Source organism: Streptomyces sp. NPDC006872 (assembly GCF_040635845.1).
Classification (GTDB): Bacteria; Actinomycetota; Actinomycetes; order Streptomycetales; family Streptomycetaceae; genus Streptomyces.
The window spans coordinates 633998-649257 of sequence record NZ_JBEYIL010000001.1 but is presented as its reverse complement, the minus strand read 5'-3'; the positions used below and the strand labels follow the sequence as shown (position 1 = coordinate 649257).

The window sequence follows — 15260 nt, the reverse complement described above, 5'->3', positions numbered from 1 at the left end:
GCCTTTGTCGGACGGCGCCAACTCACGCCCAATCCCCGTCAATCGGGGCAGGGCATTCAGATCTGCCCGTCCTCCAGCATTTCGGTCACAAGCGCCGCGATCTGGGACCTCTCGGACCGGTTCAGGGTGACGTGCGCGAAGAGCGGATGCCCCTTCAGTTTCTCGACGACGGCGACCACTCCGTCATATCGCCCGACGCGCAGATTGTCCCTTTGCGCCACATCGTGGGTCAGTACGACCCGGGAATTCGCGCCGATTCGGGACAGAACGGTGAGCAGTACATTCCGTTCGAGCGACTGCGCCTCGTCGACGATCACGAAGGCGTCGTGGAGGGAACGGCCCCGGATGTGCGTCAGGGGCAGGACCTCCAGCATCCCGCGCGCGGTGACCTCCTCGATGACCTCGCGGCTGGTGACCGCGGACAGCGTGTCGAAGACCGCCTGCGCCCAGGGGCCCATCTTGTCGGCCTCGGAACCGGGCAGATAGCCCAGCTCCTGTCCGCCCACCGCGTACAGCGGCCGGAAGACCATCACCTTCTGGTGCTGGCGGCGCTCCAGGACCGCCTCCAGACCCGCGCAGAGCGCGAGCGCGGACTTGCCGGTGCCGGCCCGGCCGCCCATCGACAGGATCCCGACGTCCGGGTCGAGCAGCAGATCGAGCGCGATGCGCTGCTCGGCACTGCGGCCCTTGATGCCGAAGGCCTCCCGGTCGCCGCGCACCAGGCGGACATTGCCGTCGGCGGTGACCCGGCCGAGAGCCTTGCCGCGCTCCGACTGGATGGTCAGACCGGTGTGCACGGGAAGGTCGGCGGCCTCGGGCACATGGATGCGCCCCTCCTCGAAGAGGATGTCCACCTGTTCACCGGACAGGGTCAGTTCGGACATTCCGGTCCAGCCGGAGGAGCCCGTGATGGCGAGCTCGGCGCGGTACTCCTCGGCGAGGAGACCGACCGAGGACGCCTTGATCCTGAGCGGAAGGTCCTTCGACACAACGGTGACGTCGAACCCCTCGGCCTGCAGATTGCGGGCGACCGCGAGGATGCGGGAGTCGTTGTCCCCCAGGCGGTAGCCGGACGGCAGGACGCTGGGGTCCGAGTGGTTGAGCTCGACACGGATGGTCCCGCCCAGTTCGCCGATCGGAATGGGAGCGTCCAGGCGACCGAACTTCACCCGGTAGTCGTCGAGCAGGCGCAGCGCCTGCCGGGCGAAGTAGCCGAGTTCGGGATGGTGCCTCTTGGCCTCCAGTTCCGTGACCACGACGATGGGAAGCACGACTTCGTGCTCCTCGAAGCGGGTCATGGCGTTCGGGTCGGCCAGCAGGACGCTGGTGTCGAGAACATAGGTGCGCCGGTCTGGCATACGGCGCTTTGTGCTGGTCACCACGGAAGGACGTACCCCCTCGGATGAGGTCGGGGAGCGACGGAGTGGAGCTGGACCGGTTCCCGGCCCGCTTGCACGGGCCGAGAACCGGCCCCCCGCTGCTTCTTCCGTGCCGTGACCGCACGGTCGGGCTGGTGCAAAGGGCCTCCCGGGCGGACGGCCCCGTGCCGTCCGCTGAGATCCGACACCCGTGGTTCGGGCGTCGACCTGCTTGGCTTATGCCCTCGAACATGCGCTGCCATGCCAGGGCATATGACGGCGCCCCGGTGAACTCCTTGTTACTTCCGCCCCAAGAGGGTGAACGCGAGGGTGGCGCCTCAGCCGCCGTAACGGCGGTGCCGGGCCGCGTAGTCGCGCAGGGCGCGCAGAAAGTCGACCTTGCGGAAGGCCGGCCAGAAGACCTCGCAGAAGTAGTACTCCGCATGGGCGGTCTGCCACAGCATGAAACCGGACAACCGCTGCTCGCCGCTGGTGCGGATCACCAGGTCGGGGTCGGGCTGGGCGCCGGTGTAGAGGTGGCGGCCGATCAGCTCGACGCTGACGGACTCGGCGAGGTCCTCGATCGAGGTGCCCTTGTCCGCCGCGTCCACGATCATCGAGCGCACGGCGTCGGCGATCTCCTGCCGGCCGCCGTAGCCGATGGCGACGTTGACCAGTATCCCGTCGACATGGGCGGTGGACTCCTCGGCCTCCTTCAGCGCGCTCTGCACATGGGAGGGGAGGATGTCGGGGTTGCCGACGTGGTGGACCCGCCAGCGGCCGTCGGCGGCGAGGGTGCGCACGACGTCCTCGATGATGCCGAGGAGCGGGACGAGTTCTTCCTTGGCGCGGTCGAGGTTGTCCGTCGACAGCAGCCAGAGGGTGACGACCTCGACGTCCGTCTCGGTGCACCAGCCGAGGAACTCCTCGATCTTGTCGGCGCCGGCCCGGTGGCCGTGCTCCGTGGTGGAACCCGCGGCCTTCGCCCAGCGCCGGTTGCCGTCCATGATGACGCCGATGTGCTTGGGCACCTGAGCGTGGTCCAGGTGACCTTCCACCCGGCGTGCGTACAGCCTGACCAGAAGGCCGCGCAGCTTGTCGCGCAGGTTCACGTGTTTGTCAGCCCCTCCGTACGGTGCGGTCCCCGCGGGGCGCAGCCTACCGCGCAGGGCTCGGACGGGTCACACGGGAGCCGACGGCGGTGCGGGGACAAAAAAACGGGCCGGTCCGTGGGGGGGAGACGGACCGGCCCGAGGGGGGGTTTCCACCATAACCCTTCGTAAGTGATGCTGCGCGCATCGGCGCACCACAACTACTCTCCGGAGTCGCCCGACGACGCGCCGGTGGCCCTTTCGGGCGTTGTTCATGGGTGGTTCATGGCCGGAACACAGCGGATTCGCAGGGCAATGCACCCGATTGCCGAGGGAAGCTGAGGTTTTGGAGCGACTTGAGCCCCGGTCGACCACATGTCCATCCGTCCCTCCGACGGGCTAACGCGGCCGCGAACGCCCGCTTGACGCGGGCATCCCCGCGCAGCCCCCTCCGCGCTCCGGAAACTCCGTGGAGCCGGAGGGTGGAGGGGAGGCCCGAAGAGCGGAGCGGGGCCCGGGAGCGCAGGGGTGATTCCTGGCCAATTCGCCACGACCGGCACAACGGGGGCTCATCGGGGGCCTACGGGCGGCGCGCCTCGACGAGGTGGCGGGTGCTGTGCGCGACGAAGGGGCCGTCGGCCTCGATCTGCTCGTGCAGGGCGCGCAGTCGGGGCCGGTAGGCCTCCACCGTGAAGCCGGGCACCATCCACACCACCTTGCGCAGGAAGTGCACGACGGCGGCGATGTCGTGGAACTCGACGCGGAGCCGTTCCGCGCGCAGGTCGACGATCTGCAGACCGGCCCGCTCGGCGTCGGCGCGCTCGCGGTCGGGGTGCCGTCCGCTGTTCACCGCCGCCGGCTGCGGACCGAGGAAGTACTCGACGAGCTCGAAGACGCTGCGGGGACCGACGTGCTGAGCAAAGTACGTGCCGCCCGGCCGCAGGACGCGGGCGATCTCGCCCCACCGGGGCCGGACCGGATGCCTGCTGCTCACCAGGTCGAAGACGGCGTCCGCGAACGGCAGCGGGGCGTCCTCGGGGGACGCGACGACCGCGATGCCGCGCGGGCGGAGCAGGGCGGTGGCCTTGGCGACGTTCGCCGGCCAGCTCTCGGTGGCGACGGTGAGGACGGGCGCCTCGGAGGCGGCGCGGCCGAGGGCGAAGTCCAGGACCTCCCCTCCCCCGGTCTGCACGTCGAGCACGGCGCTCGCGCCCGCCAGCCGCCCGGCCAGCGACGACGCGTACCCCCAGGACGGCCGCGCCTCGGTGGCCCGCCCCTCGAACCAGGAGAAGTCCCACCCTTCGGTGGGCACGGCGCCGCCCTCCGCGAGGAGGCTCTCGAAGACGTCCATACGGTGATCGTGGCAGAGCGGGCGCAAAGGCCGCCGCTGATTTTCGCGACGCCGACGGGGCCTACTCCGGGCGCTCGTAGTGCAGCATCACGACCCCGTTGCCGAAGGTGCGGGACTCGGTGAGGTGGAGCGCGGCCGTGGCGGGACGCGCTGTGCGGGGGAACAGGGGTGTGCCGTCGCCGACGAGCACCGGGTGGACGTAGACGCGGAGTTCGTCGACCAGGTCCTGGCGGAGGAAGGCCGCGGCGAGTTCGGCGCCGCCGAGGCCGAGGTCGCCGCCGATCTGCTCCTTGAGGGCGTTCACCTCGGCGGGGACGACGTCCCGGACGATCGTCGTGTTCCCCTCCACGTGTTCCAGCGTCCGCGAGTAGACGAACTTCGGTTTCTCGCGCCAGATCGCGGCGAAGTCGGCCACCGCAGCGGGGGCGGCCGGGTCGGCGTCGGCGGTCGGCCAGAAGTCGGCCATGAGGTCGTGGGTGGTCCGGCCGAGGAGCATGGCGCCCAGCTCCCGGACCCGGTCGTTGACGTACCGGTGCACCTCGTCGTCGACGCGATGCCAGGAGATGTCGTGGCCCGGGCCCTCGATACAGCCGTCCAGGGACATCGACATCATCAGGACGATCTTCCCCATACGACGGCCACCCTTCGTGTCCCCGGCTCGCTACGGTGCAGAGGGTAACGACGCGGCCGAGGGGAGACGGGGATGGCGCGCTGGCGGGACGGGCGTGGGGAACTGATCGTGGGCGGCGGTGCCGGCCCGCGGGTTCCGCTGGAGGTCGCCGCCTCCTACCGGGCCCGTACGAAGGGCCTGCTCGGGCGGGACTCCGTGGACGGGGCGATGCTGCTGACGCCGGCCGGCAGTGTGCACACGTTCCGGATGCGGATGCCGATCGACGTCGCGTATCTCGATCGGCGGCTGAAGGTCATCGCCGTGCGCACCATGCGGCCGGGGCGACTGGGGTTGCCCCGGCTGCGGTCCCGGCATGTGCTGGAGGCCGCGGCGGGGGCGATGGAGGGGTGGGGGGTGCGGGTGGGGGTGCGGGTCGAGGTCCGGGTCAGCTCACCGTCCGCGGGAAGGTGACCTCCACCCGGCGGTTCTTCTTGCGGCCGGCCTCGGTCGAGTTGTCGGAGATGGGGTACTGCTCGCCGTAGCCGCGCACCTCGAAGGTGATGTTCGGGTTGTTCAGCTCCCCCGCGAGCTCGGCCTGCACGGCGTCCGCCCGCTGCTTCGACAGGACGTCGCCGTGGGCGGAGGAGCCCAGGTCGTCCGTGAACCCGAAGACGCGGACCAGGGTGGTGTTCTGCTTCTTGATCTCCGCCGCGATCGTGCCGATCCGGGCCTTCGCAGCCGCGCCCAGGCTCGCGCTGTCCTTGCCGAAGAGGACCTCGGCCTGGAGGGCGAACGTCACGTCGGCGTTGGTGTCCTCCCGGCGTTCGTCACCGGTCTCGTCCTCGACGACCTGCTTGATGTCCAGCACCTTGGGCTCGGCCAGGGTGCCGCCCTCGGGGAGCTTGAGATCGGGGTCGTTCGGGTCCACCTCGACCGGGGCGGTGGCGGTGGGCTCGGTGCCGGGGGGCACGCTGGGGGTGGTGTCGGCCCGGGCGGCAGGAGCCGTGCCGACGATCACGAGGGTGGCCGTGGCCACCGCCAGAGCAAGACGTGGGGTCATGACCGCCTCACCCGGAGATCTTGATGACCCCGCTGGGGAACAGCGGGAGTTGGAAGGTGACGTCCGTGGAACTGGCGGGCGGGGCGGGGAACTGGAGGAAGACGTCGATGGATTCGCCGGCCTTGAGGGTGGAGAAGCCCGTCGTCGTCAACGGTCGGCCTTCGGTGTCGCGGAGGACGTAGTAGCGCTTCTTGCTCTTGGAGTCGACGAGGGTGGCTCCGCCGAGGGATCGCCCGTTGTTGATGATCTCGGTCTCGTTGCCGCTCAGTGCGGACGGGATCGTGACCATCGTGCCGCTGTCGTTCTTCAGAGCGGCGTTCACGGTGACGAAGCCGCCGGAGTCACGTACGGCAGAGGTGATCTGGAGCAGCAGCCCGCTCGGGCCCTTCAGCTCGGCCAACGGCTCGTCGGACTGCTCTTCCTGCGTGTTCGGCTGCGATCCACTGGTCTGCGAGGACGATGCCGTGGACTGCGGCTTCTTGTCGTCGCCGCCACCGCCGCCACCGCAGGCGGTCGAGCCGAGGGCCAGCCCGGCTGCGACTGCCAGCGCGACCGTCCCCCTGCGGGCCTTCGCAGTGAACCGCATGCTCATCGCTCTGCCTCCTTCTTCACTCGTCGTTCGCTCGTTCAGTCGGCCAGGTGGACGGAGAAGAGATCCTCGGGCCCGGGAAGATCACCGAGGTCCGCCGGGTCCAGATCCCATATCCCCCCGTCCTTGCAGGTGAGACTCGGCAGCACGTCGTCCTCGGCGTCCGGGTCCGGAGTCGGGGTCGGGGTCGGGTCCGGAGTCGGGGCCGGGTCCGGCAGCTCGAACGTGCACAGCGACTCGATCACGGCTGTGGCGGAAGCGTGGGCCCGGGTGGTGCTCGTGACGGGGATTACGGAGTCCCCCGCCGACTTGTTCGTCTGGACGGCGACGCTGAAGTTGAGGCCGTCCGGCTCACAGGCGTCCACGCTGGCGTCGTTCTGCGCGGCGAGCTCATAGGCGCGCCAGCACGGGTTGTCGGTCGCTCCGACGCCGTCGAAGATGTCCTGCCACTTCGTCGGGTCGAGCACGGCCAGGGTCCACAGGTCGGCAAGCTGGTCCCTGGTCTCCTGCGCCGCCGCCAGCGCCGCCGCGTCGGCCGCGGTCTGGGCGCCGTTGCGGTTCACCGCGGCCTGGCCGACCGCGAAGTACGCGAACGCGAGAAAGAGCAGGCCCGCCACCACCGTGATGTAGATGGGGAAGGCCTGCCCTGCGTCGTGGTGACGGGCAGATCGGATCAGGGGGCGACCTTGCCGATCTGGGTGGTCAGCTTGTCGACGATCGTCTGGCCCAGGTTCGTGTTCGCGATCAGGACCACGATCGCCACCACCACCGCGATGATGCCCAGGTACTCGACCGCGGTCTGTCCCTTGTCGTCGGCGGCGCGGCGGCGTGCCGCCCGCACCGTGGTGTTCGTCCAGCCGCTCACCCGGACCCTGGCCGCGACGGCGGTCTTCAGCAGCAGGTCGCTCATGGCGTTCCCCTCCGTTCGTGGCGTGAGGGGCACCGTACGACGGGGGCGGCGGTTCGGCCGAGGGTCCCAGGGCCCAATTCCGGGCCCATTCAGGGCTGCGGTCGGGTGTCATGAGGGCACCGCCGTTCCCAGCCACTTGGCCGCGGCCTCGGAGCGGCTGCTGCTGTGCAGCTTGGCGAAGATGCGGTTGATGTGGTTCTTGACGGTCTTCTCGCTGATGAAGCAGGTGGCGGCGATCTGCTGGTTGTTCATGCCCGATGCGATGAAGTCCATGATCTCCGCCTCCCTCGCGCTGAGTTGGAACCCCGCCCTGTGTTCAGGGCCATGTACAGGGGTCAACTGTCTCACAGGCGATTGCAACTGCGAAAGCTGTTCCGGGGATGTCGGGGAAAATAGGGGTGTTGGGTCCGGTTCGACGTGTGCATTCGCATCGGACTGGATGTGTGCGAGGACCGCCGTCGCCGCCGTCGGGGTGAAGTGGGCGCGGCCCGAGGTGATGTCCCGCACCGCCGACGCCAGTTCCTCCACGGTGAACTCCCCGTGGACCAGATAGCCGCCGGCCCCACCGCGCAGGGCCGCCCGGACGATCTCAGGCTCGTGGCTGTACGTCAGCATCACGACCCGGGCGATCCGCGCCAGGTGGGGAAGGGCGGAGAGACCGTCGACGCCCGGCATGCGGACGTCCAGGAGCACGACGTCGGGGCGGTGGCGGAGGGTGGCCTCGTAGGCCTCACGGCCGTCCGCCGCCTCCGCGACGACCGTGATGTCGTCCCGGCCGGAGAGCAGGGCGGTCAGGCCCGCGCGGACGACCGGGTTGTCGTCGGCCACCACCACGCGCACGCGGGCCGGCCTGGGCGGTGGGGGGAAGAGCGGCTGCACGGCGCCGTCCGGCATCAGGCGGCCTCCTCTCGGGTGAGTGCGGCCAGCGGGAGTTCCAGGCGCACCTCGGTGCCCCGGGAGTCATGGCCGTGGCCGATGTGGATGCGGGCGCCGACGGAGGCGGCCCGCTCGACCATGCCGACCAGGCCGAAGTGGCCGGTGCGGCGCAGTCGTTCGAGGGTGGTGCCGGGCGGGAGGCCCCGGCCGTCGTCGTGGACGCTGAGGGTGAGGAGTTCGCCGTGCACGGCCGCCCGCACCTCGACATGGGTCGGGGCCGCGTGGCGGTGGGCGTTCTCCAGGGCCTCCGAGGTGATCGTGAGGAGTTGGCGGGCCACCGCGGGCGGGACGGGGAGGGTCGTCCGGTCGCCCGAGGGGTGGTAGGTGACCGGCAGGCCGGTCCGCCGCGCGAAGTCGTGGGTGCTGGCCGCCAGTTCGGGCAGGACGTCGACGCCGGGCGCCGGATCCGACTCCCGGCGCAGGTCGGTGAGGAGTTCGCGGGACTCGGCGGCGGCGCGGCGCGCGGCCCGGGCGACCAGCTCCGCGTGTTGCCGCACCCGGGCCGGGTCCATGTCCGGCGCGGCGGCCGAGCGGGCGAGGGCGTCCGCGGCGAGGGCCACGCCGTGCAGGGTCTTGGCCACGGAGTCGTGCATCTCGCGGGCCAGCCGGGCGCGTTCGGCGGCGACCGCCTCGGTGACGGCCAGCCGGGCCTTGACGGTGGTCAGGGCCAGGGTGGCCGCGCCGAAGCGGAGCATGAGGCCCCGCAGCGACGAGCCCATCGCACCGGTGATGACGCACAGGCCCGGCAGCAGCAGTCGCTCGGCGAGGCTCGCGCCGGGATCCCGCACCAGGGTCGCGTGCACCAGCAGCAGGATCAGCGACTGGAGGGAGGCGAAGCAGGCGGCGCCCCGCCAGCCGTAGACGATGCCGGCGAGGAGGGGGGTGCAGACGCTGACGTAGGCGAGCGTGGTGTCCGGGCCCGCCGAGATCAGCAGCAGGGTGCCGAAGGCGGTGTCCGCGACCAGGAGCGCGGGGTGGCGCAGCAGCAGGGGGCCGAAGCGTTCCCAGTCCCGGAAGAGGACGTACGAGCCCATGAAGGTGACGACCACGGCGGCGCCCACCAGACGGACGCCCAGTCCCGGGGCCGCGTTCAGCAGGGCGGGCGGGGCGGCGACGGCGATCATGGCCAGCCGGAAGCCGAAGACCTGACGGCACATCGCCTGAAGGGCGTTGACCTGGAGCGGTATGGGCGTGGCGGGGGTGTGCGCACGGCCGAGCAGCCCCGGCAGCCGCACGCGCCGCCGCAGCGCCTGCCCGCGCCCCCTCGTGGTCGCCGTCATGCCCGCCGTCGTCATGGCCGTCATCCCGCTCGCCCGCCTGCCTACTCGCCCGTGATCGAGCTGAAGTCCGTACCGGAGCCGAGCAGCATCCCCGCGCCGAGGAGGAGCATCGTCGCCGGGACCATGAACGTCGTGATCATCAGCGTGGCCTTGGGGACCGCTCGGGCCGCCTTGCGGCGGGCGTTCTGCGCGTCCGTGCGGCGCATGTCCTTGGCGATCGCGACGAGCGTGTCGACGATCGGCGCGCCCAGCTCCTCGCCCTGCTGGAGCGCGGTGACGAACATGGCGACCTGCTCGGAGTCGTTGCGGCGGCGCAGTTCCTGGAAGGCCTCGCGGCGGCTCACGCCGAGGTCCATCTGGCGGAGCGTGATGCGGATCTCGTCCGCCCACGGGCCCTCGTACTTGGTGGCGACCCGGTCGAGGGCCTGCCGGAAGCCGAGGCCCGCGCTGACGACCACGGCGAGGACGTCGAGGAAGTCCGGCAGGGTCCGTTCGATGGCGTCCTTGCGGATCCGGATCGCGGACCAGATGCCGACCTCGGACCAGAACAGGCCGAAGGCGAGCATGAGAAGGGCGATGAAGTAGCTGCCCTGAAGCACGGCGGCCAGCGCGCCGAAGGCGCCGATCGCGCCGTAGACGGCGCGCCGGGCGGCGTAGCGGTCGATCGTCAGGCCGCCCGGGTTGCCCGCGAGGTCGATCCGGCGGCGGTACCGGGTGACCTGTTTGGGGCCCATCAGGCGCAGGACGGCGGGTGCGTACCGCATGCCCATCCGGTCGACGACCGAGCCGACCGCGCCGGTGCGGGTCGAGCCGACCTCCAGCGCCAGTTGGAGGTCGCTGGGCAGTTTCACGTCGGCCCGGTACATGCGGATGCCGGCGAACATGCCCCAGACGCTGAGCCCCACGGCCAGTGCGAGCAGGTACTCCATCCCGTCCCTCTCCTTCCCGGATTGCTCAGACGTCGATACGGGACATACGGCGGATGAGGACGAAGCCGACCGCGTAGAGGCCGAACGCGATGATCACGCAGGCCTGGCCGACGGGCGAGCCCGTCATACGGTCCAGCGTGCCGCCCTCGACGCTGTTCATGAGGAACAACGCCCCGACCCCCAGCCCGGGCACCGCATAGGAGGTCAGATTCACCTGCGACAGCTGTGTGCGCACCTCGCGCCGGGTCTCCTTGCGTTCCTCCAGCGTCTCCGTCAGGTTCCGCAGGGCCCCGACGACCTGGCCGCCGGCCCGGTTGGAGAGGACCAGGGTGGTGACGAGGACGACGAGTTCGCGGGAGGGGAGGCGGTCGGCGAGTTCGCCCAGGGCGTCGTCCATGGAGTGGCCGACCGCCAACTGGTTGGCGACCTTGGCCAGTTCCTCGCCCGCCGGGGCCTCCAGCTCCTCCGCCGCCATGCCGATCGCGGTGCGCAGCGCCAGGCCCGCGTGGGTGGCGTTGGCCAGGATGCGGGCCAGTTCGGGGAGTTGGTTGATGAACCGCTCGATGCGTTTCTGGCGCTGCCAGTTGAGGAACTGCCAGGCCGCCCAGACGCCCAGGAGGCCGGCGATGGGCCCGAAGAACGGGGCGAGGACGGCGTCGCCGATCAGCCACAGGCCGGCCACCGTCGCCAGCATGTAGACGAGGAACTCGCCGGGCGTCACGTCCAGGCCCGTCGCCACGAGCCTCAGTTCCAGGTTGCGGCCCGACTTGGTGCCGCGCAGCCGGCGGTCCAGGCCGCGGAAGCGGCGTCGGCGGCCGGTGTCGGGGAGCCGGCCGGTGTAGGAGAGGCGTTCGACGAGTTCGGCCCGCTGGGCGCGGCCCTTGGCGTAGGCGTGCAGACCGGCGACGGCCAGGGTGCAGGTCAGGACGGTCACGCCGGTGGTCAGGGCGGTGAGGGTGTCGAGGTTCATCGGCGTCACCGGGCTTCCCTTGTGGTCAGTTCATGTGCCGCGCGCGCCACCCCGAACGCCTGCGGGATCGGCTGGCTCGCCATGTACAGGCGGTCCGCGGTGCGGCGCGGGAGGGGGAAGTACTCGAAGTCGCCGTGGATGCGGCCGTCGGCGGCCATCGGGCGGGCGTTGAAGCGGGCGATCGTCGCCAGCCGGTACGGCTCTCCGCCGTGGCTGTCGAGCAGGGCTATCTCGGTGACGCGGCGGGCGCCGTCGGCGAACCGGGTGAGCTGGACGACGACGTCCACCGCGCTGTTGATCTGGTCGTGGAGGGCGATGAAGGGGATCTCGACGTCGGACATCGAGGCGAGGGTCTGCAGGCGCATCAGGGCGTCCTCGGCGCTGTTGGCGTGGACGGTGGCCAGGGAGCCGTCGTGGCCCGTGGACATCGCCTGGAGCATGTCGAGCGACTCGCCGCCGCGGACCTCGCCGACCACGATCCGGTCCGGGCGCATCCGCAGCGAGTTGCGGACCAGGTCGCGGATGGTGATGCGGCCGTTGCCCTCCACGTTCGGGGGGCGGGACTCGAGGCGGATCACATGGGACTGCTGGAGCTGGAGTTCCGCCGAGTCCTCGATGGTGATGATGCGTTCGCCCTCCGGGATCAGACCGGAGAGCGCGTTCAGCAGGGTCGTCTTGCCGGTGCCGGTCGCGCCGGAGACGATCACGTTGAACTTCGCCTGCACCAGGCCCGCCAGCAGATACAGCATCTGCTCGTCGAGCGAGCCGAAGCCGACCAGCTCGTGCAGGGTGTAGGAGCGGGGGAAGCGGCGGATGGTGAGGATGGGGCCGGTGAGGGAGAGCGGGGGGATGATCACGTTGACGCGTTCGCCCGACGGGAGGCGGGCGTCGACCATCGGGTTGGTCTCGTCCACGCGCCGGTTGACGGTCGAGACGATGCGTTCGATCGTCTGCATCAGCTGGTCGTTCGACGCGAAGCGGATGGGGAGCTGCTCGACCCGGCCGCTGCGCTCGACGAAGATCGAGTCGGGGCCGTTCACCATGATCTCGGTGATCGACGCGTCTTCGAGCAGCGGCTCCAGGATGCCCAGGCCCAGTGCCTCGTCGACGACCCGGCGGATCAGCTGGGCGCGTTCCGTCGTCGACAGCACCGGGCCCTCGCGGCTGATGATGTGCCCCAGCACCCGTTCCAGCCGGGCCCGGCGCTCGGCCGCCGCCAGCGAGCTCATCTCGGCGAGGTCGATCTCCTCCAGCAGCTTGGTCCGGTAGGAGGAGACCAGATGGCCGTCCTCGCCCCGGCCGCCGTTCTCCTCGGGGGAGGTGATGCGTGCCCGCAGACTCATGGCTGCGCCGCCTTTCAGTGGTCCACCGGCATGACGGCCGTCTTGCTGGCCGTGCCGAAGTCGATGCCGGGAATGACGGACGGGATGGTGACGGTGGAGGTGACCTTGACCTCGTCGCCCAGATACGCGGGGGTGCAGCCCGCGTCCAGCCAGCTGCTGACCGCGTTCGCGCAGTCCGCGGCGTAGTCCTCGCGCAGCGACGCGCTGCGCGCGCCCGTCCGGGCCGCCGTGCCCGCCTGCTGCGCCGCGTACGCGATCAGGCCGAGCTGGACGGCGGCCAGCGCGACCAGCAGCAGCAGGGGGAGGAAACCCAGGTACTCCAGGGCCACCTGGCCCCGGTCGCGGGAGCGTCCGCGCCATGCCCGGCGTCCGACCGCCATCTCAGTCGCCGCCATCTCAGTCGCCGTCCTCTTCCTCGACGGCGCCGGCATGGCCGTGCACCGGGAACGGGAAGTCGATCAGCCCCGGGAAGAGGACGGGGACCCGGAGGGTGACGTCGGCCGTGACATAGCCGCTGCCGCCGCAGTTCACCTCGGCGTTCCCCTTCCACGCGCTCCCCAGCTTGTCCAGGCCCGCCTGTTGGCATGCGGCCTGCCGCTCCCCCGGGTGCGCCGCCGTGCCGGCCCGCACCGCCTCGTCGGCAGCATTCCCCGCGAGCGTGAACGTGTACCCCACAAGGACGAACTGCCACACCACCACCAGGGTCACGATGATCAGCGGCGTCATGCCGAGGAACTCGATGGTGACCTGGCCCCGGTCGCGCCCCCACGGTCTCCTCATGGCGTCACTCCTTCCGCCGCCGGAACCCGACCGGGCTCCGGTCCGCGGCGCGCGCCCGGCTGCCGCCCCGGCGCACCAGCGCGGTCTCCGGGGCCTTGACGAGCTCCAGCTCCGCCGCGAGCGCCCACAGGGCCTGGCGGACGGCGCCCTTGCCGTCGAGGGCGTGGACACGGCCGGCGTCCACGGCGGCCTGGAGTTCCCGGAAGTTGGCGGGGACCGTGGTCGCGGCGATGGCCGTGCCGGTGATCTTCTGGATGAGCGGGGGCTGGATCTCGGTGCCGCGGGTGTGCCGGTTGACGACGACGGTCGTCTCCTCGGCCTTGCGGATCTGGAGCCGGTCCCACATGCGGACGGTGCGTTTGGCGCCGCGGACGGCGACCACGTCGGGGGTGGTGACGAGCAGCGCGCGGTCGGCGAGTTCGACGGCGGCCGCGCCGGCGCCGCTCAGCTGGGCGCCGCAGTCGACGACGACGACCTCGTAGCGGGAGCGCAGGGCGGTGAGGATCTGGCGGGCGGCGCGGTCGGTGACCTCCTCGCCGCGTTCGCCCTCGCCGGGGGCGAGCAGCAGGGCCACGCCGGTGTCGTGGCGGAAGACGGCCTCGGCGAGGATCCGGGGCGAGAGGTCGGCGATGGCGGCGAGGTCGACTACCGAGCGGCGGAACTGGACGTCCAGGTAGGAGGCGATGTCGCCGGCCTGGAGGTCGAGGTCGACGAGGGCGGTGGAGCGGCCGGAGGCCTGGGCGGCCAGGGCGAGTTGGACGGCGGTGAGGGTCGCGCCCACGCCTCCCTTCGCGCCGCTGACGGTGACGACCGTGCCGCCTACGCCGGTGAACACGTCGCCGCCGTGGCCGAGATGGCGTCGGACGCCGACCGACCACTGGGCGACGGCCTGGACTCTGTTGGCGAGGTCCTCGTAGCTCAGCGGCAGGGTGACCAGGCCGCGGGCGCCGGAGTCCATGGCGGCGGCGAAGAGGCCGGGGCCGACGTCGGTGGTGACGAGGATGACGCCGACCGCGGGGAAGCGCAGGGCGACCTCGCGGACGAGCTCCAACGCCGGTACGGGGCCGATGCGTTCGTGGACGACGACGACCTCGGGGAGTTCGTCGACGGACTCGGCGGCGAGCCGGGCGAGGGTGTCCACGAGCTGGGTGGAGTCGGAGACCGGGGCGACCGGTTCGGCGTCCGGGAGCTGGCTGAGCAGGGTGGTGAGGGAACGGACCGCGTCCGCGTCGCCGACGGCCGGGAGGATCCTCGTGGGCATGGGCGGCGGCCTCTCACTTGTCCGTGGCGAGTTCGTACGTACGGTCCTGGTCGGGGACCGGTGTGTCGCCGCCGGGTGCGACGAGGGCGAGGCGGACGCGCTTGGCGAACGACTCCGCGTACGTGATGCGCTGGGCGTCGAGAGTGGACAGCGCGAAGGTGATGGGGACGGCGTCGGTGATCGACTGGCTGCGGTTGTTCGCGTCCGGTTCGAGGGGGGTGAGCTCGCCGACGTCGAGGACCCGGGCGTTCGTCACGATGATCTTCGACTGGTCGGGGTCGGAGTCGCGGGCGCCCTCGAACGTGGCGTAGACGTTGACGGACGAACCCGGGCTGATCTTGCCGGCGACGCCGGTGGCCGCGTCGATCATGATGGCGACCTCCTGCTGGCCCGGCTGGAGCGCGGGCTGGTCGACGATCATGTCGCTCTGCAGCAGGGAGCCCTTCTTGAGCGTCGTCACGGCGATCTTGCCGCTGATGGCGGCGAGGTCGGTGACGGCGTTCTCGGACAGCCAGCGCTTCGGCATCTCGATCTTCTTGAACTGGCCCGCGCTCAGGGTGGTGTAGGGCGCCACGTCGGAGCGCAGCTCGTACGCGGTGACCTCGGGGCCGACCTTGGACTTCACGTCGTCGATGACGGAGAGGACGCCGGCGAACGCGCCGAGGGCGCACACCACCGACAGGAGCAGGAGAATCACGCCGCGGCGCTGACGGGAGTTCATTAGCCGTACAACCTCGTCGGGGGTCGGGTCGAGCGGACGGAACGGGGGTCTGGGACTGGGTGCTTGAGGCG

Annotated in this window: 18 protein-coding genes; 1 reads left to right on the top strand and 17 read right to left on the bottom strand. The window is 71.0% G+C overall.

Features of this window, described 5'->3' with window-relative positions:
- Window positions 1–56: 56 nt before the first annotated feature.
- The 4 genes from ABZ725_RS03050 to ABZ725_RS03035 all read right to left on the bottom strand — a co-directional run bounded on the left by ABZ725_RS03050 (window position 57) and on the right by ABZ725_RS03035 (window position 4431).
- A complete protein-coding gene (locus tag ABZ725_RS03050; RefSeq protein ID WP_351910002.1) occupies window positions 57–1382 on the bottom strand; it encodes a PhoH family protein in 1326 nt (441 codons plus the stop codon).
- A 314-nt stretch (window positions 1383–1696) separates the two neighbouring features.
- Window positions 1697–2470 (bottom strand): isoprenyl transferase, encoded by a 774-nt coding sequence (locus ABZ725_RS03045; RefSeq protein WP_358801044.1) that lies wholly within the window; start codon window positions 2468–2470, stop codon window positions 1697–1699.
- Between the two features lie 559 nt (window positions 2471–3029).
- Complete coding sequence (locus ABZ725_RS03040) at window positions 3030–3800, bottom strand: class I SAM-dependent methyltransferase (protein WP_358801043.1); 771 nt, start codon at window positions 3798–3800, stop codon at window positions 3030–3032.
- A 61-nt stretch (window positions 3801–3861) separates the two neighbouring features.
- A complete protein-coding gene (locus tag ABZ725_RS03035) occupies window positions 3862–4431 on the bottom strand; it encodes a dihydrofolate reductase family protein (RefSeq protein ID WP_358801042.1) in 570 nt (189 codons plus the stop codon).
- 72 nt (window positions 4432–4503) lie between these two features.
- Here ABZ725_RS03035 and ABZ725_RS03030 point away from each other — a divergent pair, with 72 nt between their 5' ends.
- Window positions 4504–4881, top strand: coding sequence for a DUF192 domain-containing protein (locus ABZ725_RS03030; protein ID WP_358801041.1), 378 nt, complete (start codon window positions 4504–4506; stop codon window positions 4879–4881).
- Here ABZ725_RS03030 and ABZ725_RS03025 read toward each other — a convergent pair.
- The 13 genes from ABZ725_RS03025 to cpaB all read right to left on the bottom strand — a co-directional run bounded on the left by ABZ725_RS03025 (window position 4856) and on the right by cpaB (window position 15189).
- Window positions 4856–5470 carry an OmpA family protein gene (locus ABZ725_RS03025; RefSeq protein WP_351910012.1) on the bottom strand — a complete coding sequence of 205 codons (615 nt, stop codon included), beginning with the start codon at window positions 5468–5470 and terminating at the stop codon, window positions 4856–4858. The genes ABZ725_RS03030 and ABZ725_RS03025 overlap by 26 nt on opposite strands.
- Window positions 5471–5477: 7 nt before the next feature.
- A complete protein-coding gene (locus tag ABZ725_RS03020; protein ID WP_358801040.1) occupies window positions 5478–6062 on the bottom strand; it encodes a hypothetical protein in 585 nt (194 codons plus the stop codon).
- 35 nt (window positions 6063–6097) lie between these two features.
- Window positions 6098–6733, bottom strand: a complete 636-nt coding sequence (locus tag ABZ725_RS03015) for a pilus assembly protein TadG-related protein (protein ID WP_358801367.1) — start codon at window positions 6731–6733, stop codon at window positions 6098–6100.
- Window positions 6733–6969 (bottom strand): Flp family type IVb pilin, encoded by a 237-nt coding sequence (locus ABZ725_RS03010; protein WP_351910016.1) that lies wholly within the window; start codon window positions 6967–6969, stop codon window positions 6733–6735. Before ABZ725_RS03010 ends, ABZ725_RS03015 begins: the two co-directional genes overlap by 1 nt.
- A gap of 108 nt (window positions 6970–7077) precedes the next feature.
- Window positions 7078–7863: a response regulator transcription factor gene (locus tag ABZ725_RS03005; RefSeq protein WP_358801039.1), complete on the bottom strand. Its 786-nt coding sequence runs from the start codon at window positions 7861–7863 to the stop codon at window positions 7078–7080.
- Entirely contained in the window at window positions 7863–9062 is a 1200-nt protein-coding gene (locus tag ABZ725_RS03000) for a histidine kinase (RefSeq protein WP_358801366.1), read from the bottom strand. Before ABZ725_RS03000 ends, ABZ725_RS03005 begins: the two co-directional genes overlap by 1 nt.
- Window positions 9063–9226: 164 nt before the next feature.
- Window positions 9227–10114, bottom strand: coding sequence for a DUF5936 domain-containing protein (locus ABZ725_RS02995; RefSeq protein ID WP_351910020.1), 888 nt, complete (start codon window positions 10112–10114; stop codon window positions 9227–9229).
- Window positions 10115–10139: 25 nt separating this feature from the next.
- The gene (locus tag ABZ725_RS02990) at window positions 10140–11084 is read right to left on the bottom strand and encodes a type II secretion system F family protein (RefSeq protein WP_358801365.1); all 945 of its coding nucleotides are present in this window, start codon (window positions 11082–11084) and stop codon (window positions 10140–10142) included.
- Between the two features lie 5 nt (window positions 11085–11089).
- Window positions 11090–12427 carry a CpaF family protein gene (locus ABZ725_RS02985; protein ID WP_358801038.1) on the bottom strand — a complete coding sequence of 446 codons (1338 nt, stop codon included), beginning with the start codon at window positions 12425–12427 and terminating at the stop codon, window positions 11090–11092.
- Between the two features lie 14 nt (window positions 12428–12441).
- Window positions 12442–12822 carry a TadE/TadG family type IV pilus assembly protein gene (locus ABZ725_RS02980; RefSeq protein WP_358801037.1) on the bottom strand — a complete coding sequence of 127 codons (381 nt, stop codon included), beginning with the start codon at window positions 12820–12822 and terminating at the stop codon, window positions 12442–12444.
- Window position 12823: 1 nt separating this feature from the next.
- Complete coding sequence (locus ABZ725_RS02975; RefSeq protein ID WP_358801036.1) at window positions 12824–13207, bottom strand: TadE family protein; 384 nt, start codon at window positions 13205–13207, stop codon at window positions 12824–12826.
- A gap of 4 nt (window positions 13208–13211) precedes the next feature.
- On the bottom strand, window positions 13212–14468 hold the full coding sequence (locus ABZ725_RS02970) for an AAA family ATPase (RefSeq protein WP_358801035.1): 1257 nt from the start codon (window positions 14466–14468) through the stop codon (window positions 13212–13214).
- Window positions 14469–14481: 13 nt separating this feature from the next.
- Window positions 14482–15189: a Flp pilus assembly protein CpaB gene (gene cpaB / locus ABZ725_RS02965; RefSeq protein WP_358801034.1), complete on the bottom strand. Its 708-nt coding sequence runs from the start codon at window positions 15187–15189 to the stop codon at window positions 14482–14484.
- Between the last annotated feature and the right edge of the window lie 71 nt (window positions 15190–15260).

Coding starts and splice junctions, on each gene's coding strand:
- ABZ725_RS03040 (WP_358801043.1), bottom strand. CDS start 3,800: ATGGACGTCTTCGAGAGCCTCCTCGCGGAGGGCGGCGCCGTGCCCACC.
- ABZ725_RS03035 (WP_358801042.1), bottom strand. CDS start 4,431: ATGGGGAAGATCGTCCTGATGATGTCGATGTCCCTGGACGGCTGTATC.
- ABZ725_RS03030 (WP_358801041.1), top strand. CDS start 4,504: ATGGCGCGCTGGCGGGACGGGCGTGGGGAACTGATCGTGGGCGGCGGT.
- ABZ725_RS03025 (WP_351910012.1), bottom strand. CDS start 5,470: ATGACCCCACGTCTTGCTCTGGCGGTGGCCACGGCCACCCTCGTGATC.
- ABZ725_RS03020 (WP_358801040.1), bottom strand. CDS start 6,062: ATGAGCATGCGGTTCACTGCGAAGGCCCGCAGGGGGACGGTCGCGCTG.
- ABZ725_RS03010 (WP_351910016.1), bottom strand. CDS start 6,969: ATGAGCGACCTGCTGCTGAAGACCGCCGTCGCGGCCAGGGTCCGGGTG.
- ABZ725_RS03005 (WP_358801039.1), bottom strand. CDS start 7,863: ATGCCGGACGGCGCCGTGCAGCCGCTCTTCCCCCCACCGCCCAGGCCG.
- ABZ725_RS03000 (WP_358801366.1), bottom strand. CDS start 9,062: ATGTGCCGTCAGGTCTTCGGCTTCCGGCTGGCCATGATCGCCGTCGCC.
- ABZ725_RS02995 (WP_351910020.1), bottom strand. CDS start 10,114: ATGGAGTACCTGCTCGCACTGGCCGTGGGGCTCAGCGTCTGGGGCATG.
- ABZ725_RS02990 (WP_358801365.1), bottom strand. CDS start 11,084: ATGAACCTCGACACCCTCACCGCCCTGACCACCGGCGTGACCGTCCTG.
- ABZ725_RS02985 (WP_358801038.1), bottom strand. CDS start 12,427: ATGAGTCTGCGGGCACGCATCACCTCCCCCGAGGAGAACGGCGGCCGG.
- ABZ725_RS02980 (WP_358801037.1), bottom strand. CDS start 12,822: ATGGCGGCGACTGAGATGGCGGTCGGACGCCGGGCATGGCGCGGACGC.
- ABZ725_RS02975 (WP_358801036.1), bottom strand. CDS start 13,207: ATGAGGAGACCGTGGGGGCGCGACCGGGGCCAGGTCACCATCGAGTTC.
- ABZ725_RS02970 (WP_358801035.1), bottom strand. CDS start 14,468: ATGCCCACGAGGATCCTCCCGGCCGTCGGCGACGCGGACGCGGTCCGT.
- cpaB (WP_358801034.1), bottom strand. CDS start 15,189: ATGAACTCCCGTCAGCGCCGCGGCGTGATTCTCCTGCTCCTGTCGGTG.